Source organism: Amycolatopsis circi, assembly GCF_003385235.1.
Taxonomy (GTDB): domain Bacteria; phylum Actinomycetota; class Actinomycetes; order Mycobacteriales; family Pseudonocardiaceae; genus Amycolatopsis; species Amycolatopsis circi.
In genome coordinates this window covers 1-18,866 of record NZ_PQIA01000114.1, presented here as the reverse complement: position 1 = coordinate 18,866, position 18,866 = coordinate 1, and the positions used below count along the sequence as shown (strand labels likewise).

Here is an 18,866-nt window from a genome sequence, read left to right as displayed (position 1 = left end):
CAGTGGTCAGTCGTGAACGAGATCCCTGCCGTAATACCGGCTGTGGGGCATGTCCAGGTGATAGCCGAAGGCCGGGATCTCGACGTAGCCCGACGAACGGTAGAGGCCGATCGCTTCCGGCTGTTCGGTGCCCGTCTCCAGCACGACCCGCTTCCGTCCGGCGGCGACCGCGGAGCGCTCCAGTTCGGCGAGCATCGCCCGTGCCAGACCGCGTCCTCGTGCGGATTCCGCCACGTACATCCGCTTTATCTCGACATCGCCGGGCCGGAACGTCGGCGCGGGACCGTCGTGCGCGCGCCAAGCGCCGGACGCCACCGGCACGTTGTCGAGGTACCCGACCAGAAACAGGCCCCGCGGCGGCGCGAACTCCGCGGGGTCCATCGGGGTCTCGTCCTCGCCGCCGTAGCGGCGCACGTATTCCAGCTGGATTTCGGCCATCAGCTTGACGGCGTCAGGATGGTCGAAGTCGACGACACGGATGTCCACGCGATCAGCCTAATGAAGGATTACTGCTGCCAGTGCTCCCAGCCGCCTTGCTGGTCGAACTCCCTGCCGTCCACAGTGACCCCGGAGCCGGGCATGGTCACCACGCCGATCTTGCGCCAGCCCTCGGGCAGGTCGTCGAACGGCGGGAACGTCGCGACCAGCGCGTGGTCCTCGCCGCCGGTCAGCACCCACTGCAGCGGGTCCGCGCCCAGCGCACTGCCGACCTCCTTGAGCCGCGTCGACACTTCGAGCAAGGAAGTCTGCACGTCAAGCCCGACCTCGGACGCGGCAGCGAGGTGCGCGAGATCGGCGAGCAGGCCGTCGGACACGTCCATCATCGCCGTCGCGCCGGCGAGCGCGGCTTGCGGACCGGCCGCGTACGGCGGTTCCGGGCAGCGCTGCGTGTTCACCACTCCGACCGGCGACCGGAATCCGCGGCGCAGCACCGCGAGCCCGGCCGCGGCCCAGCCGAGCCGTCCGCACACCGCGAGCACGTCGCCGGGGCGCGCGCCGGAGCGGGTCACCGGTTCGCGGTCTTCAAGGTCGCCCAATGCGGTGACGCTGATCACGAGCTGGTCCGCGCTGACGAGGTCGCCGCCGGACACTCCGATGCCCGCCGCCTTCGCCTCGGCCCACATGCCGTCCATGATCTCGGTCACGACCCGCGCCGGGGTGTCCGCCGGGCAGGCGAGCCCGACGACCACCGACGTCGGTTTCGCGCCCATCGCCGCGATGTCGGACAGGTTCACCGCGACCGCCTTGCGCCCGGCCTGCTCCGGGCTCGACCAGTCGAGCCGGAAATGCACGCCGTGCACCAGCACGTCGGTCGTCACGACCACGCGGCCGTCCGGCGCGGCGAGAACCGCCGCGTCGTCGCCGGGGCCCAGCAATGTCGACGCGGGCTGCTCGCGTCCTTCGGTGACCCGCCGGATCAGGCCGAACTCGCCTGTCGCGGCCACCGAGTGCTCGTCCGGTGACACCGGTCACCTCCTGTTTCCCTCGCCGGTGTCGGATCGGCCACCGACTATCGGATCCCCTAGGTTTTTCCCAGGGCTGGCGCTACGTTGCCTACACCGTTCCTACCTCGACTCGCTCGCCACCGACGAAAGGGCACGCCGTGGTCCACGCATACATCCTCATCCAGACCGAGGTCGGCAAGGCGGCCGCGGTGGCTGCGGAGATCGCCGGGGTCCCGGGCGTGACCAGCTCCGAGGACGTCACCGGCCCGTACGACGTGATCGTGCGCGCCGCGGCGGACACTGTGGACCAGCTCGGCCAGCTCGTCGTCGCCCGCGTGCAGAACGTGGAAGGGATCACGCGCACGCTGACCTGCCCGGTCGTCCATCTCTGAGCCGTGGTCCACTGAGGCGGTGGCAGACACCGACACCGGGGCTCCTCCGAAGGTCGTCCTCGTCACCGCGTCGTTGCTCGTGGCCGCGCTGGCGGTCGCGGTCGCGGTCGTCGCGCTGACGAAGAGCTCCTCCGGGCAGCCCGACCCGAACCAGCCGCTCGCCCTCGTTTCCGTTCCCGCGCCGCAGGCCGGGTCGGCGGACTGCGCGAAGCTGATCGCCAGGATCCCGGCCACGCTCACGTCGAACGGCAAGGAACTGTCGCCGCGCACGCTCGCCGAGCCCGCGCCGAAGGCCACCGTCGCGTGGGGCGACCCGGATCCGGTCGTGCTGCGCTGCGGCCTCGAACGCCCGCCGGACCTCACCCAGACCTCGCCGCTGCGCGTAGTCAACAAGGTCCAGTGGCTGCAGATCGAGCAGGGCGATTCGGCCACCTGGTACGCGGTCGACCGGCCGGTCTACCTGGCGCTGACCGTCCCGGCGAGCGCGGGAACGGGTCCGCTGCAGACCATTTCGGACGCGATCGCGGCGAAGCTGCCGGTCAAGCCCTTGAAGTTCTAGCCGCGATCGTCTCCAGCGATTCGCCGGTGGTGCGCGGCCCGAGCACCGCCACGTCGATCATCAGCAGCACCATCGCGCCCGCGACCACGGCGAACATCGTTGTCGCGCCTGCCGAATGCAGGACCGGCAGCAGCACGAACGGCATCGCGGCTGTCGCGAGCCGGGACAGCGCGTAAGCCGAACCGGCCGCGGTGCCGCGCAGCGACGTCGGGAACAGTTCGCCCTGATAGGTGTGGAAGGCATTGGAGAAGACGTTGCTGACAGCGGTGTAGCAGAACCCGAACACCGCGATCAGCACGCCGGACGTGGCGTAACCGAAGGCCAGCCCGAACACCGCCATCGCCGCCGCGCTCGCGACGATCAGCCACTTGCGTTCGAGCCGTTCGATGATCGGGATGGACAGCGCGGAGCCGATCGGATAGCCGAGGAAGGTGAGCGCGGCGAAGGTCAGCGAGCTGACGAGGCCGAAACCCTTGGCCGCCAGCACAATCGGCACCAGCGAGCCGAAACCGTAGTAGCCGAACGACTGCAGCAGCTGGAAGATGTACAGCATCGCCGTGCGACGGAACCACGGCGGACGCAGCAACGCGGACGCGCGCACCGGTTCGGGCGCGGGCGGTTCCGGCTCTGGTTCGGGCAACGGCTGCGGCGCGCTCGCTTCGAGCTTGCGCACGATCTCGTCCGCTTCGCCGATTCTGCCTTGTGCGGCAAGCCAACGCGGCGATTCCGGCAGCGTGAACCGCAGGGCCCAGACGACCGCCGCACCGAGCGCGCCGATGACGAAAAGCCAGCGCCAGCCGTCGACGCCGAGCGGCGCGTGACCGGCGAGCGCACGGGCGAGGAAACCGGCGGCAGGGACACCGCAGAAGCCGATCGTGTAAGCCCAGGCTGTCGCGCGACCACGGGCGCGAGCGGGCAGCAGGTCGGCGAGATAGGCGTCGGCGACCGGCAGTTCCGCGCCGATGCCGATCCCGGCGATGAAGCGGCAGACCACCAGCATCCACACGTCGGTGCTGAACGCGCCGAGCAGCGTGAACACCGAGTACAGGCCCAGCGTGAGCAGGAACGCGCGCCGCCGACCGAAGCGGTCGGCCAGCCTGCCGAGGAACACCGCACCCACGAACGCGCCGACGAACGCCGACGCCAGGACGTACTTCAGCGTCGTCGGGGTGACGCCGAACTCTTTGGTGAGGACGGTGCTGATGGTCGCGGCGAGGAACAGGTCGTAGAGGTCGAAGAAGGTCGCGATGCCGACCACCGCGACGAAATACCGGTGCCGGCGGGTGACCGGGAGCCGGTCGAGCCGGGATGCGATCTGCACGCGCGGGTGTCCGTCCGGTCGATCGTCAGCGCAGGCCGGTGCCCCGGGCGAGCGCGGTGTCGATGAGCGTCGACAACAACGTCGGATAATCCACCCCGGTCACCTCCCACATCTTCGGGTAGGCGGACTTCGTGGTGAAGCCGGGCATCGTGTTGACCTCATTGATCACCAGGTCGCCCTCCTCGGTCACGAAGAAGTCGACGCGGGCCAGGCCCTGGCAGTCGAGCGCGCGGAACGCCTCGACGGCCATCGCGCGCAGCCGGTCGGTGAGCGCGTCGTCCAGTTTGGCCGGGATGTCCAGCTCGGCGTCCTCGCCGAGATACTTGGTTTCGAAGTCGTACCAGGCGTCCTCGCCCTCGGCGAGCACCCGGATCTCCGCCGGGAGCGACGCCTCGACACGACCGTCCGGGAATTCCAGCACGCCGCATTCGACCTCGCGCCCGCGCACCGCGGCCTCGACGAGCACCTTCGGGTCGGTGCGCCGGGCCAGCTCGATCGCGGCGTCCAGGTCTGCCCAGTCGGTGACCCGGGAGATCCCGACCGACGAACCGGCGCGCGAAGGCTTCACGAACACCGGCAGGCCAAGGCGTTCGCGGTCCTGTTCGGCCAAAGTGGACTGTCCGCGGCGCAGCGCGGCGTAGGTGCCGACCGGCAGCCCTTCCGCGGCGAGCAGCTTCTTCGCGTATTCCTTGTCCATCGCCGCCGCGCTGGCGAGCACGCCGGGCCCGACGTACGGGAGGTCGGCGAGTTCGAGCAGGCCCTGGATGGTGCCGTCCTCGCCGAAGGCGCCGTGCAGCACCGGGAAGACGACGTCGACGGTGCCGAGCACCTCGGTGGCCTGGCCCGGGTCGACCGTGCGCAGCTCGCGGCTGGTCGGGTCCCCGGCGAGCACGAGCGCGCGGCCGGACTCGACCGTCGGCAGCTCGCGGCCTTGGATGCTGAGCTGCGTCGGGTCGCCGGTGCCGAGCACCCAGCCGCCGCTCGGCGTGACGCCGACCGGGAGCACCTCGAAGCGGTCCGGATCCAGGTTCGAGAGCACACTGCCCGCGGACAGGCACGAAATGGTGTGCTCGCTGCTGCGGCCCCCGAACACGACCGCGACCCGGATCTTTTCAGCGCTCATAGCCGGTCACCGTACCGGGTGAGCATGGCCAACAGCGCGCGCCGGGGGTGTCCGCGCAGGTCGCCGTGCTTGTGGCCGGGCAACGCTTGCCGTCCTCCGCGCGTGGCTTCTGCTCCCGCGGAGGTCCGTGAGGGGAACCCTGAGGGACTCTGATTCCGTGAAGGTTCCCCTCACGGACCTCCGGACACCCGGCGAAAGGCGCGAGGTCAGCGGAGCAGATCCACCAGCGTCGGCACCGCGGCCATCAACGCCTCGCGCGAGCAGCCCGCGTATCCCAGCGCGATGCCGTGCATCGTCGGCGTCCCGGCGAAATGGCGCGCCAACCCGTCGAGCCGGATCGAATGCTTTTCCGCCGCGGCGATCAACCGCTCCTCCGCCTCGGCGCTTTCCGTCGGCACCACCAGGTGCGCACCGGCGTCGTCGCCGACGAACGGGATCCCGGCGGTCGACAGCGCGGCCACCAGCACAGTCCGGCGTTCGGCCATTTCCCGGCGCAGCTTCCGCAGGTGCCGTCCCAGATCGCCGGTCCGGGCCAGTTCGACGAGCACCCGCTGCCCCGCCGGTGAAGGACGCGTGCCGGTGAGATCCCGGTACGCCAGCACGGAATCGGCCACCGCGGCGGGCGCGACGAGCCAGCCCGCGCCGAGCGTCGGGGTGAGGATTTTGCTGGTGGTCCCGAGGTGCACGACGACGTCCGGGGCGAGTGCCGCCAGCATCGGGAGCGGGGCGACGTCGAAGCGCAACTCGCCGTCGTAGTCGTCCTCGATGACCAGCATGCCTTCCGCACGAGCGCGTTCCACGAGCTGCACGCGCCGGGCCGCGCTCATCCGGCTGCCCATCGGGTACTGATGCGCGGGCGAGCAGTAGACCGCGCGTGCCCCAGCGGGAATCGCGGCCGGACGCAGGCCTTCCTCGTCGACCGGCACGCCCACGACGGTGAGCCCGGCCTGCCGGAACGCTTGCACCGCACGCTGATAGCCCGGTTCCTCGAAGGCAACGACCGCCCCTCGACGCAACACCGCGGCGGCAAGCTCCACGACAGCCGCGGTGGTACCGCCGGTCGCCAGCACCGAGCCTGCCGCCAGACCACGGTGGCGCAGCAGATGTTCCGACACAGTCGCGCGGTATTCCGGCAGCCCGGCGCGATGCGCGCGCGTGAGCGGCTCAGGGTCAGCGGCCGCGCGCCACGCTCGCCGCCAGGCCGCGCGGTCGAGCCCGCCAGCCCACGGCGCGCCCGGCGTGAGGTCAAGCACCGGGGTCGATTCCGGCTCGGCGAGCAGCGAACCGGGCACCGTGACGGACGCGGCGGCGCGGGTCGGCGGCGTGGTCACGTAGGTGCCGGAGCCGTGCCGTCCGGCGATCCAGCCCTCCGCGTGCAGTTGCTCGTACGCGGCGGAAGTGACCGTGCGCGAGACGCCGAGCCGTTCAGCCAGCGCACGGGTGGACGGAAGCCGGTCGCCGCCGCGAAGATGTCCGCCAGCCGCGGCTTCGCGCAGCGCGTCGGCCAGCTGCACGGCCAGCGGGGTGGCCGCTTCGCGGTCGAGACTGACCGGCAGGGCGGTGTCGGCGTAGGACACGGCGGACCTCCGTTACAGCGAAGTGGACTTCTCAAGTGTAGAAGAAGTGGACATTCAACGTAGCCACTTGCCCACCGCACACTGATCGTATGAGCAGCCTTTCGCCCACCGAACGCACCACGCTCGGCCGCAAACGCCACCGCGCCGCCAGCGAACGCGCGGCGCTGCACGCCGTGCTCGACGAGGCGCTGATCTGCCACCTCGGCGTGGTCCGCGACGGCGTCCCGCTGGTGCTGCCCACCGGATACGGCCGAGACGGCGACACCCTGTACTTGCATGGTTCCACGGGCGCGGCCAGTCTGCGAGCCGCCACCGGGGAAACCGAAGTCTGCGTGACGGTGACCCTGCTCGACGGGATCGTCTATTGCCGCTCGGTGAACAACCACTCGGTCAACTACCGCAGCGCGGTGATCCTCGGCCGGGCCCGCCTGGTGACCGACCCGGACGAGAAGATGCGCGGCCTGCACGTGCTCACCGACCACCTCTCCCCCGGCTCGTGGGAACACGCTCGCGCGGTGAACAAGAAGGAATTCGCCGCCGTCACAGTCATCGCGCTTGATCTGGCTGAGGCATCGGTGAAGCTCCGCGCCGAAGGACCCGACGACGAACCCGAAGACGTCAACGCGAACGCCGCCTGGGCCGGAGTGTTGCCGGTGCGCACGGTGTTCGGCGAACCCGAACCCTCCGCTGACCTGCCCTCAGACTGGACCGTGCCCGAACACGTCGCCGCACGCGTCACGAAGACAGCGGCAACCGCACGATAAACACCGTCCGTCCGGGACGGCTGTCCAGCGAGACCGTTCCGCCGTGCTCCACCACCAGCGAATGCACCACCGACAACCCCAGCCCGGTGCCGCCAGCGGCCCGGGTGCGGGAGTTGTCGACGCGATAGAACCGGTCGAAAATCCGCTGCTGATCCTCCGGCGAAATCCCCGGCCCGGCATCGGCGACGGTGGCGACGGCCATTCCGTCCGCCACCGTCACCGCCAGCTCGACCGGAGTCCCCTCGGCGGTGTGCACCGCGGCGTTCGTCAGCAGGTTGTCCAGGACTTGCCGCAGCCGCGCCGGATCCGCATGCAGCAGCACGGGTTCTTCCGGAATCGACACCGTCAGCGGACGCCCCGGACGACCGGCCCGGAATGCGTCCGCGGCAGCCGCGGCGACCTCGGTGAGATCCATTCGCTGCGGACGCACCGGCGGTTCGACATCGCGCGCGTCAAGACGGGCGAGCAGCAGCAAATCGTCCACCAGCACGCTCATCCGTGCGGTTTCGGCCCGGATCTTCTCTAGATGCGCCTCGCGTTCCTCGGGCTCATTCGCGGCGGCGTAACGGAAAAGATCGGCATAGCCGCGGATCGACGTCAGCGGTGTCCGCAGTTCATGCGAAGCATCGGCGACAAACCGGCGCAGCCGATCGTTCGCCTCGGTGCGCGCGGCCAGCGAGGACTCGATGTGGCTCAACATCAAGTTGAACGCCGTCCGCAACTCCTCGACCTCCGCGCCGCCGCCAGTGCCGGACGCGCGCACCGGCAAATCCGCAGTGGCAGTGAGGTCGTGCGAAGCGATGTCATGCGCGGTACCGGCCATGTCCGACAACGGCCGCAATCCACGCCGCAGCACTATTCGCCCGGCGACCACGAGAATCGCCAACGCGATCAGGAACGCGATCACTTCGATCAACATCAGCTGTTGCACCGTGTTGTCGAGGTCGGCCTGCGGCGCGGCACTCAGCAGCACGGTGCCGGTCCTGTTCTGCGAAGTCTCCACCGGACAGGCCCGCACACGGTAAGAACCCTGTCCGGGCAAGGCGATCGTGCGGAAGAGGTCGCCGCCGGTCGCTTCTTCGGCGATCTGCGCCAGCGGCCGGACGTCGCTCGGCAACGTGCTGCCCGGCTGCGGGACGGCCTGCCCTTCGCGGACGTCGAAAACCGCCGAGTACCAGGAGTAAACGACTTCCGGATTGTCCTTCGATTCGCGCAAATGCGGCACCTGCGCGACTTGGCTGGTCTTGAGCTGCTCGTCGAGCCGCCGGTTGAGGTAGTCGTGCATCAGCTCGACAGTCAGCGCGCCGACGATCGCGAACACCACCAACGACAGCGCACCCAGCCCGAACGCCAGCCGCGTGCCCAGCCGCGATGCGCGCCAAGCCCGGTACCACCGGCGAGCCCAGCGCCCGATCCGGTTCACCGGCCCGCCTGTCGCACGGAATACCCGACGCCGCGCACGGTGTGGATCAGCGGTTCGGCCTCGGAGTCGAGCTTGCGCCGCAGCCGGGAGATCGCGAGTTCGACCACATTGGACCGTCCGCCGAAGTCGTACTCCCAGACGTGATCGAGGATCTGCGCCTTGGTGAGCACGGCCGGCGAGCGTCGCATCAGGTAGCGCAGCAGCTCGTATTCGGTAGGCGTCAGCTCGGCCAACTGGTCGCCGCGCCGGACTTCGTGCGTCTCCTCGTCCAGCGTGAGGTCGCCCACCTGCAGGACAACAGTGCGGGTCTCCGGCTTCTCCGACGTCCGTCGCAGCACCGCGCGCAGCCGCGCCATCAACTCCTCGACGGAGAACGGCTTGACGAGGTAGTCGTCACCCCCGCGGGTGAGGCCGGCGATGCGGTCGGCGGTCGCGTCCTTCGCGGTCAGGAAAACCACCGGGACCTCGTCGTGTTTCTCGCGCAGCTTGTCGAGCACGGTGAAACCGTCGAAATCGGGCAGCATCAGGTCGAGCACGACGATGTCGGGAGCGAACTCCGCGGCGCGCGCGAGCGCGTCGGCGCCGCACCCCGCCGTCACGGCCTGCCAGCCCTCGTAACGGGCGACGGTCGCGACCAGGTCGGCGATGTGCGGCTCGTCGTCCACGACGAGCAGCCGCACCGGGTTCGGGTTCTCCACCCCGCCATCCTCCGCGACGTCCGCGCGGACGCGCGAGCCGAACCCCCAGCTGACAGCGACTCGACAGGAAACCTCTCGCGCGCACCGGGCATTCCGGGCAGACTCCGGACCGGAATCCACCGCCGAATTCAAGGAGCCCGATGACCTCCGTCGTGGACAACATCACCGTCGACTGCGCAGACCCGTGGGAACTGGCCAAGTTCTGGACCCAGGTGACCGGCCGCCCGATCGGCGAGGGCGACAAACAGGGCGACCCGGAGATCGGCATCGTGCTCGATTCCGGCGTCACGCTGCTGTTCATCGCCGTCCCGGAACCCAAGACGGTCAAGAACCGGCTGCACCTGTGCCTGACGCCGGACGTGCCCCGCGAAGAAGAAGTGGACCGGTTGCTCAAGCTGGGCGCGACGCTGCATTCCGACCACCGCCGTGAGAACGGCAGCGGCTGGGCCGTCCTGCAGGACCCGGAAGGCAACGAGTTCTGCGTCCTGCGCAGCGCGGCGGAGAAGGCATGACCGATTCGTTCGAGATCAACCGCGCCAACTGGGACGACCGGGCGCCAATCCACGCGCGCTCGGCCTACTACGAGTTCGACAAGTTCCAGGCCGATCCCGCGCACCTGAGCCAGGTCGTCCGCTTCGACCAGCCGCGCCTCGGCGACGTTTCCGGGTTGCGCACCGTGCACCTGCAGTGCCACATCGGCACGGACACGCTGTCGCTGCACCGACTCGGGGCCAAGATCTCTGGTCTGGACCTTTCCCCGGCGTCGCTCGCCGAAGCGCGCAAGCTGGCCGACGCCACCGGCGCGGACATCGACTACCACGAGGCGAACGTCTACGACGCGGCGGAAGTCTTCGGCGAGAACGCGTTCGACCTGGTGTACACCGGAATCGGCGCGCTGTGCTGGCTGCCGAAGATCGCGCCGTGGGCTGAGGTCGTCGCGCGGCTGCTGCGGCCGGGCGGACGGCTGTTCCTGCGCGAAGGCCACCCGATGCTGGGGACGCTCGATGACGAATCCGAACGCGCGTGGCCGAAGTACGACTACTTCGAGCACGACGAACCGCTCGTGTTCAGTGACGACACCACTTACGTCGACACGGACGAACCGGTGCGCACGACGACCACGCACAGCTGGAACCATTCGCTCGGCGAGATCGTCACCGCGCTGCTGGACCAAGGCCTGATCCTGACCGGGCTGACCGAGCACGACACCGCGGCGTGGAACGCGTTGCCGCACGAGATGGAAGAGGCCGGGGGCGGCGAATGGCGGCTGCGCGACAACCCGCGCCGGATCGCCGCGAGCTACACCCTGCAGGCGCGGCGCCCCGCATAGAGTGCGGGGCATGACTCGCATCGCCGTCGCCGCGCTGGGCGGCACCATCTCGATGGCTCCCGGACGTTCGATCGAAGACGGCGTCGTGCCGCGGCTGAGCGCCGAGGATCTGCTGGGAGACCTCGGATCCCGGCTGCCGATGGAGGTCACCGCCGCGACGCTCGCCGGGGTCTCGAGTTCGTCGATGGACTACGCGACGCTCGCCCGGACGCGGCAGTGGGGCATCGAGCAGATCGAGGCGGGCACGGACGGTCTCGTGGTGGTGCAGGGCACGGACACGCTGGAGGAAACGGCGTACCTGTTCGACCTCACGTGGCCGTCCGACGCACCAGTGGTGATCACCGGCGCGATGCGGAATCCGAGCCTGCCCAGTCCGGACGGACAGGCGAACCTCCTCGCCGCGCTCACCGTCGCCGCCGATCCGCGCAGCCGCGGCCGGGGCGCGCTGGTGGCGTTCAACGACGACGTGCACGCGGCGAGGTGGGTGCGGAAGACGCATTCCAGCCACGTCGAAACGTTCTCGTCGCGGCCCGCGGGTCCGCTCGGCATGGTCGCGGAGGGAGCGGTGCACTACTTCCACCCGTCGCCTCCGCGCCTGCCAGTGCTGCCGGGAGCCGAGAACGTCGATCTCGTTCCGCTGCTGGAATCAGGACTCGACGATTCGGGCGAATTGCTTTCGCTGGTACTCAAAGGCGGCGCGCGCGGCGTCGTGGTCGCCGCCAACGGCGTCGGGCACGTGTCGACGGGAACAGCAGACGTCATCGCGGCTGCGGAAGTGCCGGTCGTCGTCGCGTCCCGGACCGGCGCGGGCCCGACTTTCCGCAGCACCTACGGGTTTCACGGCTCCGAATCGAGCCTGATCCGGATGGGCGCGACCATGGCGGGTTGGCTGTGCCCGCGGAAATCGCGGATCCTGCTGCAGGTGTTGCTGGCGGCGGGGGTCAGCAGGGCGGAGATCGAGCGGCAGTTCAGGCTGCGCGGCGATCTCGACTCGTGAGTGTTTACGCCGGTTCTAACCGTGCTCAGCACTCACGAGCGCAGGGCCGGGCCGTCCACCGGATTCGCCTGGTACGACCGCATCTGCCGGCCGCCCTCGCGGTAGACGTGCACGCTGATCGCCGGGTCCGGGCCGTCGTTGCGCACCTCGTGCACGTAGCCCGGCCCGAACACCCGCGACTGCCCGGCGGACAGCCCGTGCACCTCGGTCACCGTGCGTCCGCCCGGGGCGCGCCGCGCGACGGTTTCGGTCAGCCGCCCGGAGACGACGGTGAACGCGCCGGTCGCGAAGGCGTGGTCGTGCAGGTCGGTGTACTGGCCGGGAAGCCAGCTGAGCAGCCAGATCTCCTGGTCCTCAGTGCGTTCGACCAGCGCCGAGAACCGCTCGTCGGGGTCGTAGCGCAGCAGGCTGCCCCAGCGTTCCCGGTCGGCGGCCACGTCGACGGCGACGCGGACCGGGTGGCGCAGGGCGGGGTTCTCGGGACCCAGCAGGGTGTTGTCCGGAACGGCGAACATGAAAAGAAGTCCTCACGGGAAGAAGATGGGTGTCGAACTGGGCCGGGGCTAGGTTCACCGACAACAGCGACACGACATGCCCATGACGGGGCGGAGGTCGGCAGACCCCGGCCGCATCGTCATCGCGCACGTCAGCATGCCGCACAGAGAACCAGCCCCGAAGCGCCCGGTCAACCCGTCCCACCCCCTGGACCGCCCAGCTTCACACCCTCGTGAGTGGCAATGCCGGTTCTAACCGGCGTGAACACTCACGAGGCTCAGCTCCACTCCGGCTTCCGCGACCGCCCGAGCAGCTCCGCACCCGCCTGCCGTGGGTCGACGCCCTCGTGGCACACCCGGAACATCGCGTCCGTGATCGGCATGTCGACCCCGGCCCGCTGCGCCAGTTCGCGGATCGACGAGCACGACGCGACGCCCTCCGCGACCTGGCCGCCGGTCGCCGCCTGCGCCTCGGCCAGCGTTTCGCCACGGCCGAGCCGTTCGCCGAAGGTGCGGTTGCGCGACAACGGCGACGAGCACGTCGCCACCAGGTCGCCGAGGCCGGCGAGACCGGCGAAGGTCAGCGGGTCCGCGCCGAGTTTCGCGCCGAGCCGCGCCATTTCGGCGAGACCGCGCGTGATGAGCGTCGCCGTCGTGTTCGCGCCCAAGCCCATTCCGGCGGCCATGCCGCAGCTGAGCGCGATCACGTTCTTGCACGCGCCGCCCAGCTCGCAGCCCACCACGTCGGTGTTGGTGTAGGGCCGGAAATACTGGTTCGACGTCGCTTGCTGCACCGCTTTCGCCCGCTCGTGATCGGCACACGCGACCACCGCGGCGGCAGGCTGCCCGTCGGCGATCTCGCGGGCCAGGTTCGGCCCGGACACCACCACGATCTCGCCCGGCGCGACGCGAGCGAGTTCGGCGATCACCTCGCTCATCCGCTTGAGCGTGCCCAGTTCCACGCCCTTGGCCAGGCTGACCAGGATCGCCTCAGGCGGCAGCAGCGGCTGCCAGCCGGAGAGGTTCGCGCGCAGGCTTTGGCTCGGCACCCCGAGCACGACTGCCTGCGCGCCGTCCAGCGCCGCGGCCGCGTCGGAAGTCGCGGTGATCCGCTCCGGCAACGACGTTCCCGGCAGGTACGACTCGTTGGTGTGCCGCTCCCGGATCTCCTCCGCGACGCTTTCCCGGCGCGCCCACATCGTCACGTCGCGACCCGCGTCGCCGAGCACCTTCGCGAACGCGGTGCCCCACGAACCCGCGCCGAGCACGGTGACCCGTTGCACGTCAGCGGCGAAACCCGCCATCAGGCACCGTCCTCCGGCTTCTCGGTCTCCGCCTTGGGCTCTGCGGTGATCTCCGCCTTGGTCTCCGCCGCGGCGTCCGGTTCCGGCTTCTTCACCGGCGGTTCCTCCTGCCGGATCTCCGCCAGCAAGCGGGTCACCTCGTCCATCAGCACGCCGGTGACTTCGCGGAGCATCGAAGCGCTGCGCGGGTTCCCGCCCCGGTACGCCGACAGATCGATCGGATCGCCGACCAGGTGGGTCACCGTCTTGCGCGGGAACGGCGTGAATTTCTTGGTGTAGCCGTTGTAGATCTTGTTCGTGCCCCAGCGCGCGATCGGGATCACCGGCACGTCGTTCTGCAGCGCCAGCCGCGCCGCGCCGCTGTAGGCCTCCTTCGGCCAGCCCAGCGGGTCCTTCGTGATGGTGCCCTCGGGGTAGATCACGATGACCTTGCCCTCCTCGAGCGCCTGGTGCGCGGCCTTGAGGCTGTCGCCGGCCGCGCTCGACCCGCGCGCCACCGGAATCTGCCCGGACCCGGTCACGATCCGGCCGAAGACCGGCACGTCCTTCAGGCTCGCCTTGAGGAAGAACCGCGGCACCCGCTTCTGCCGGTGCACGAACACCGCGTCGACCGCCGGGTCCAGGTGCGAGATGTGGTTCATCACCAGCACCGCGGGCCCTTGCCGGGGGATTTTCTCCGCACCGAGGTACACCCGCTTGCCGATCGCGGTCAGCGGGTAGAACGCGGCGGCGGCCAGCCCCACCCAGAATCCGCCCTTCTCACGCCGTGCCACAGTTCTCCTCCTCGGATCGCCTCTGCTCCGGGTGATCCTGCCGCGCGCCGGTTCGCGCAGTCCAGGGAGGGTGCGCTCACCGCGCGCGAGGCGGGTTTCGGGTAAAGATGGACAGGTGGACGCAGACCTGGTCATGCCGCTGAAACCGCCGGGCACGGGCAAGTCCCGGCTGCGCGGGGCAGTCGCCGAGCACCGGCACGCGGAGCTGGTGCTCGCACTGGCCTGCGACACGCTGACCGCGGTCACGTCGGTCGCCCGGGTCCGGCGGGTGCTCGTCGTCACCTCCGATCCCGCCGCGCTGTCCGAATTGGCCGGTCTCGGCGTCGAGCTGGTCGCCGAACCGGCGGGCGGCGGGCTCAACGAAGCGTTGCGGCACGGCGCGGAGCTGCTGCGCGCGGACGCACCGGACGGAGTGGTCGGCGCGCTCCAAGCGGATCTCCCCGCGTTGCGCGCGGTGGATCTGGAGCAGGCGCTGACCGAAGCCGCGGGCCGCCGCGCGGTGGTGTTCGACCGGCAGGGCACCGGGACCACGCTGTTGCTGTCCGCGCCGGGAAAACCTCTCGACCCGCGGTTCGGCGCCGGCTCCGCGGAACTGCATCGCGCCTCCGGTGCGATTCCGCTCACCCGAGCATTGCCGTCGCTGCGCAGCGACGTCGACACCGAGGATGATCTCCGCCACGCCGCGAAGCTCGGTCTCGGGAAGCGCACCGCGGCATTGCTCCCGGCCGAACGGCCGCAATTGCGCTGACCTGTTCACTCGACCTTCATCGCGGCCTGCGCAAACCGCGGCTTCGTAGTGAACAATGGGCAGCGTGAGCACAGAAGACGGCAGCACTCCGGCCCGGCGGCGTGTGAAGAGCGGCAGCAGCGCATCCCCCTCGTCCCCGGCCCCGCGCACCGCGGGCGGGAAGGCGACCTCGCGCGGGAACGCCGACGCCGCGGCGGCCCGTCGGGCAAAACCCAAGGCGGCTACGGCGGAAGACAACGCCAAACCGGCCAAGCGCAAAACCGCCGCGTCGAGCGCGCTGCGCACCACGGCGAAGAAACCCGCCGCCCCGCCCGCCGCCGTGCGCCCGCGCCGGACGACGACCGAGAGCGGCGAGGAATTCCGCTCCGTTCCGTCGGCCCCGCCCGCCGTCACGTCCGCGCCCACCGCCGTCGAGTCGCTTCCCGACGACCGTTATTTCAACCGCGAGCTGTCCTGGCTCGACTTCAACGCCCGCGTGCTCGCGCTGGCCGAGGACGAATCGCAGCCGCTGCTCGAGCGCGCGAAGTTCCTCGCCATTTTCGCGTCCAATTTGGACGAGTTCTACATGGTCCGGGTCGCCGGGCTGAAACGGCGCGACGGCACCGGCCTGTCGGTGCGCAGCGCGGACGGGCTCACGCCGCGCGAACAGCTGGACTACATCGCCAAGCGCAACCAGGACCTGGTCGAACGGCACACCGCCGCGTTCGAGGACCACCTGCGCCCGCAGCTGGCCGAGCAGGACATCCGGCTCGTCGGCTGGGCCGACCTGTCCGGAGCCGACCAGCTCCGGCTGTCGAGCTACTTCTCCGAGCAGATCTTCCCGGTGCTGACGCCGCTCGCGGTCGACCCGGCACACCCGTTCCCGTACATCTCGGGGCTGTCGCTGAACCTCGCGGTCACCGTGCGGGACCCGCAAGGCGGGCTCGAACGGTTCGCGCGCGTGAAGGTGCCGAGCAACGTGCCGCGGCTGATGCGCGTGGAAACCGAACGCGGCAGCCGGACCGCCACCTTCCTTCCGCTCGAAGAACTGATCTCCGCGCACCTGAGCGATCTGTTCACCGGCATGGAGGTGACCGAGCACCACGTCTTCCGCGTCACCCGCAACGCCGACTTCGAGGTCGAGGAAGACCGCGACGAGGACCTGTTGCAGGCACTGGAACGCGAGCTGGCGCAACGCCGGTTCGGCCCGCCGGTGCGGCTCGAAGTGGCGCAGGACATGAGCGAGCACATGCTCGAACTGCTGCTGCGCGAGCTGGAAGTCGATCCCGAGGACGTCGTCGAGGTGCCCGGGCTGCTCGACCTCACCTGCCTGTTCCAGCTGTCCGCGGTCGACCGCAAGGAATTGAAGGACCGGCCGTTCGTGCCCGCGACGCATCCGGCGTTCGGCGAACGCGAGACGCCCAAGAGCGTGTTCGCGACGCTGCGCGAGGGCGACGTCCTGGTGCATCACCCGTATGACTCGTTCTCCACGAGCGTGCAGCGGTTCATCGAACAGGCCGCGGCCGATTCGAAGGTGCTGGCGATCAAGCAGACGCTGTACCGGACCTCCGGCGATTCGCCGATCGTGGACGCGCTGATCGACGCCGCCGAGGCGGGCAAGCAGGTCGTGGCGCTGGTGGAGATCAAGGCGCGCTTCGACGAGCAGGCCAACATCACCTGGGCGCGCACGCTGGAACGCGCGGGCGTGCACGTCGTGTACGGCTTGGTGGGCCTCAAAACGCACTGCAAGGTGTCGATGGTGGTGCGGCAGGAGGGTTCGACGATCCGCCGCTACTGCCACATCGGCACCGGCAACTACAACCCGAAGACCGCGCGGCTGTACGAAGACCTCGGCCTGCTCACCGCGGACCCGAGCATCGGCGCGGACATCACGGATCTGTTCAACGTCCTCACCGGCTACTCGCGCCAGGACACCTACCGCACGATCCTCACGTCGCCGCTCGGCATCCGCCGCGGCATCGTGCGCGCGATCGGCGAGGAGATCGAACTCGCGCGCGCCGGGCTCGAAGCGGGCATCCGGATCAAGTGCAACTCGCTCGTCGACGAGCAGATAATCGACGCGCTGTACCACGCGTCGCAGGCCGGGGTTCCGGTCGACGTGGTGGTGCGCGGGATCTGCTCGCTGAAGCCGGGCGTCGAAGGCCTGAGCGAGAACATCCGCGTCCGCTCGATCCTCGGCCGGTTCCTCGAGCACTCGCGGGTGTTCAACTTCCGGGCAGGCGACACGCACTGGATCGGCAGCGCGGACATGATGCACCGCAACCTCGACCGCCGGATCGAGGCGCTGGTGCGGGTCAAGGACCCGAGGCTGACCCGGCAGCTGGACGACGTGTTCGATTCGGCGCTCGACCCGCACACGCGCTGCTGGGTGCTCAGTTCGTCGGGCGAATGGCAGCCGTTCCCCGCCGCCGGTTCGCAGGTGCGCGACCACCAGCTCGAACTCGCGAAGCGGCACGGGGCCGTCGGATGAGCGTGGACGTCCGGGCCGCCGGCGCGGTGCTCTGGCGCCGCGCCGGGGCCGGGTTCGAGGTCGCCCTCGTGCACCGGCCCCGCTACGACGATTGGTCGCTGCCGAAGGGAAAGGTCGACCCCGGCGAGACGATCGCGGCCACCGCGGTGCGCGAGATCGCCGAGGAGACCGGTTTCCGCGCGGTGCTGGGCCGCTATGTCGCGCAGACGAGGTACGAGGTCCCCGCGAAGAACAACGGGCAGCTGCTGCGCAAGAGCGTCGACTACTTCAGCGGCGAAGCCGTTTCCGGTGCCTTCGAGCCCAACGAAGAGGTCGACGAACTGCGCTGGCTGGACCCGGTCACTGCCGAACAGCTGCTCACGCGACCGGCGGATGTCCGGGTGCTGCGCGAGTTCTGCGCCCTCCCGCCCGCGCCGACGACGGTGTTGCTGGTGCGCCACGCCAAAGCAGGCAAACGCGAAGACTGGACCGGCGACGACGACCTCCGTCCGCTGTCGGAAGCCGGTCAGCGCCAAGCAGCCGCGCTGCGGGACCTGCTGCCGCTCTTCGGCCCCGACCGAGTGTTCTCCGCGCCGCGGCTGCGGTGCGTGCAGACCGTCGGCGGAGTCGCGGACGCACTCGGCGTCGAGGTGCGGCACGAGCCGTTGCTGTCGGAGGAGGGCTACTGGCCCGACCCGCTGCTCGGAATCCGCCGCCTGCTGGCGATCGCGGCCGGCGGAGGCACTCCCCTCATCAGCAGCCAGGGCGGGGTGATCCCGGACCTGGTGAGCGCACTGGCGGACCGGGACGGCCTGGAACTGCCCGCCGCCCGCGACGGAGTGGTGCCGAGCAAGAAGGGCTCGCTGTGGGTCCTGTCGTTTCATCCCGGCGACGAGGGGCCGATTCTGGTGGGCGCGGACTATTACCCGAGCCCGCTGCCCGCTCCGGCGCCTTCGGTGAGCTGATCTTTTTCGCGGGGCCCGGCGTTGCTTCGGCACGCCGGGCCCTTCTCGTACCGCCATTCGACCGGCCTCGGATTCTATAGAGACCGGTATTGCTCAGCAGTGCTCAGGACTTATCCCCGGTCCCGGCATAAGCGACGTCCGAGACAGTCTCGAGGGGTTTAATTACCCCCGGCGGGGATTTATCTCCGCCCGTCGGATTAGCCCTTCCCGGACCCGCTCGAGTGCGCGATCACGGCCGCTGAATCTGTTGTTCTGTCAGCAATCCGGCGGGTTCTTTTTGCCGCCTCCGCAGGCCGCCGACCTCGGAAAACACTGCCACGACCGCATCCGGCTCAGCTCCCTGCCAACCCCCTGCCAGGCAGCGGATTCTCGATCTCCGTGCGCTTCGTCCGCCCAGGATCCAGCCGCCACAACAGCTCCGCGACCCTGCCCGCCCGCTCCCCCGCGGCGGCTCGCCGACCCGTTTCCTCGCCCCGCCTGGAAGCCCTGCGGCCACAACGGCTC

19 protein-coding genes are annotated in these 18,866 nt (G+C 69.9%); 9 read left to right on the top strand and 10 right to left on the bottom strand.

The features are described 5' to 3' along the window. Window positions 1-6: 6 nt before the first annotated feature. Window positions 7-486, bottom strand: coding sequence for a GNAT family N-acetyltransferase (locus D0D37_RS34975; protein WP_116204865.1), 480 nt, complete (start codon window positions 484-486; stop codon window positions 7-9). A gap of 20 nt (window positions 487-506) precedes the next feature. After that, window positions 507-1,466, bottom strand: coding sequence for a thiamine-phosphate kinase (locus tag D0D37_RS34970; protein WP_116204864.1), 960 nt, complete (start codon window positions 1,464-1,466; stop codon window positions 507-509). A 137-nt stretch (window positions 1,467-1,603) separates the two neighbouring features. Here D0D37_RS34970 and D0D37_RS34965 point away from each other — a divergent pair, with 137 nt between their 5' ends. Together D0D37_RS34965 and D0D37_RS34960 are read left to right on the top strand one after the other, a co-directional pair. Then, window positions 1,604-1,837, top strand: coding sequence for an Lrp/AsnC ligand binding domain-containing protein (locus D0D37_RS34965; protein ID WP_009074118.1), 234 nt, complete (start codon window positions 1,604-1,606; stop codon window positions 1,835-1,837). Window positions 1,838-1,856: 19 nt separating this feature from the next. Next, complete coding sequence (locus D0D37_RS34960; RefSeq protein WP_116204863.1) at window positions 1,857-2,396, top strand: DUF3515 domain-containing protein; 540 nt, start codon at window positions 1,857-1,859, stop codon at window positions 2,394-2,396. On the opposite strand, the gene D0D37_RS34955 is transcribed toward D0D37_RS34960, so the two are convergent. The 3 genes from D0D37_RS34955 to pdxR all read right to left on the bottom strand — a co-directional run bounded on the left by D0D37_RS34955 (window position 2,377) and on the right by pdxR (window position 6,417). Continuing rightward, window positions 2,377-3,717 (bottom strand): MFS transporter, encoded by a 1,341-nt coding sequence (locus D0D37_RS34955; protein ID WP_116204862.1) that lies wholly within the window; start codon window positions 3,715-3,717, stop codon window positions 2,377-2,379. The genes D0D37_RS34960 and D0D37_RS34955 overlap by 20 nt on opposite strands. A 25-nt stretch (window positions 3,718-3,742) precedes the next feature. Further along, on the bottom strand, window positions 3,743-4,840 hold the full coding sequence (locus tag D0D37_RS34950) for a D-alanine--D-alanine ligase family protein (protein WP_116204861.1): 1,098 nt from the start codon (window positions 4,838-4,840) through the stop codon (window positions 3,743-3,745). A 206-nt stretch (window positions 4,841-5,046) separates the two neighbouring features. After that, the gene (pdxR, locus tag D0D37_RS34945) at window positions 5,047-6,417 is read right to left on the bottom strand and encodes a MocR-like pyridoxine biosynthesis transcription factor PdxR (RefSeq protein ID WP_116204860.1); all 1,371 of its coding nucleotides are present in this window, start codon (window positions 6,415-6,417) and stop codon (window positions 5,047-5,049) included. 89 nt (window positions 6,418-6,506) lie between these two features. Here pdxR and D0D37_RS34940 point away from each other — a divergent pair, with 89 nt between their 5' ends. Continuing rightward, window positions 6,507-7,181, top strand: a complete 675-nt coding sequence (locus D0D37_RS34940) for a pyridoxamine 5'-phosphate oxidase family protein (protein ID WP_116204859.1) — start codon at window positions 6,507-6,509, stop codon at window positions 7,179-7,181. Here the strand turns inward: D0D37_RS34940 and D0D37_RS34935 are convergent. Together D0D37_RS34935 and D0D37_RS34930 are read right to left on the bottom strand one after the other, a co-directional pair. Continuing rightward, window positions 7,153-8,604: a sensor histidine kinase gene (locus D0D37_RS34935; protein WP_116204858.1), complete on the bottom strand. Its 1,452-nt coding sequence runs from the start codon at window positions 8,602-8,604 to the stop codon at window positions 7,153-7,155. The genes D0D37_RS34940 and D0D37_RS34935 overlap by 29 nt on opposite strands. Continuing rightward, window positions 8,601-9,302, bottom strand: coding sequence for a response regulator transcription factor (locus tag D0D37_RS34930; protein WP_116204857.1), 702 nt, complete (start codon window positions 9,300-9,302; stop codon window positions 8,601-8,603). Before D0D37_RS34930 ends, D0D37_RS34935 begins: the two co-directional genes overlap by 4 nt. A gap of 140 nt (window positions 9,303-9,442) precedes the next feature. On the opposite strand from D0D37_RS34930, the gene D0D37_RS34925 reads away from it, so the two are divergent. From D0D37_RS34925 to D0D37_RS34915, 3 genes are read left to right on the top strand one after another with little or no spacing between them, the layout of a single operon-like run. Then, window positions 9,443-9,814, top strand: a complete 372-nt coding sequence (locus D0D37_RS34925) for a VOC family protein (RefSeq protein ID WP_116204856.1) — start codon at window positions 9,443-9,445, stop codon at window positions 9,812-9,814. Next, window positions 9,811-10,632: a class I SAM-dependent methyltransferase gene (locus tag D0D37_RS34920; RefSeq protein WP_116204855.1), complete on the top strand. Its 822-nt coding sequence runs from the start codon at window positions 9,811-9,813 to the stop codon at window positions 10,630-10,632. Before D0D37_RS34925 ends, D0D37_RS34920 begins: the two co-directional genes overlap by 4 nt. A 10-nt stretch (window positions 10,633-10,642) precedes the next feature. After that, window positions 10,643-11,629, top strand: a complete 987-nt coding sequence (locus D0D37_RS34915; RefSeq protein WP_116204873.1) for an asparaginase — start codon at window positions 10,643-10,645, stop codon at window positions 11,627-11,629. A 32-nt stretch (window positions 11,630-11,661) separates the two neighbouring features. On the opposite strand, the gene D0D37_RS34910 is transcribed toward D0D37_RS34915, so the two are convergent. From D0D37_RS34910 to D0D37_RS34900, 3 genes are all read right to left on the bottom strand, one after another. Continuing rightward, a complete protein-coding gene (locus D0D37_RS34910; RefSeq protein WP_116204854.1) occupies window positions 11,662-12,144 on the bottom strand; it encodes a cysteine dioxygenase in 483 nt (160 codons plus the stop codon). 257 nt (window positions 12,145-12,401) lie between these two features. Next, window positions 12,402-13,427 (bottom strand): NAD(P)H-dependent glycerol-3-phosphate dehydrogenase, encoded by a 1,026-nt coding sequence (locus D0D37_RS34905; RefSeq protein WP_116204853.1) that lies wholly within the window; start codon window positions 13,425-13,427, stop codon window positions 12,402-12,404. Continuing rightward, a complete protein-coding gene (locus D0D37_RS34900) occupies window positions 13,427-14,200 on the bottom strand; it encodes a lysophospholipid acyltransferase family protein (protein ID WP_116204852.1) in 774 nt (257 codons plus the stop codon). Before D0D37_RS34900 ends, D0D37_RS34905 begins: the two co-directional genes overlap by 1 nt. A 115-nt stretch (window positions 14,201-14,315) precedes the next feature. On the opposite strand from D0D37_RS34900, the gene cofC reads away from it, so the two are divergent. From cofC to D0D37_RS34885, 3 genes are read left to right on the top strand one after another with little or no spacing between them, the layout of a single operon-like run. Beyond that, on the top strand, window positions 14,316-14,948 hold the full coding sequence (gene cofC / locus D0D37_RS34895; protein ID WP_116204851.1) for a 2-phospho-L-lactate guanylyltransferase: 633 nt from the start codon (window positions 14,316-14,318) through the stop codon (window positions 14,946-14,948). Window positions 14,949-15,003: 55 nt separating this feature from the next. Then, window positions 15,004-17,418: an RNA degradosome polyphosphate kinase gene (locus D0D37_RS34890; protein WP_208720282.1), complete on the top strand. Its 2,415-nt coding sequence runs from the start codon at window positions 15,004-15,006 to the stop codon at window positions 17,416-17,418. Further along, complete coding sequence (locus tag D0D37_RS34885) at window positions 17,415-18,362, top strand: NUDIX hydrolase (protein WP_116204850.1); 948 nt, start codon at window positions 17,415-17,417, stop codon at window positions 18,360-18,362. Before D0D37_RS34890 ends, D0D37_RS34885 begins: the two co-directional genes overlap by 4 nt. Window positions 18,363-18,866: the final 504 nt, after the last annotated feature.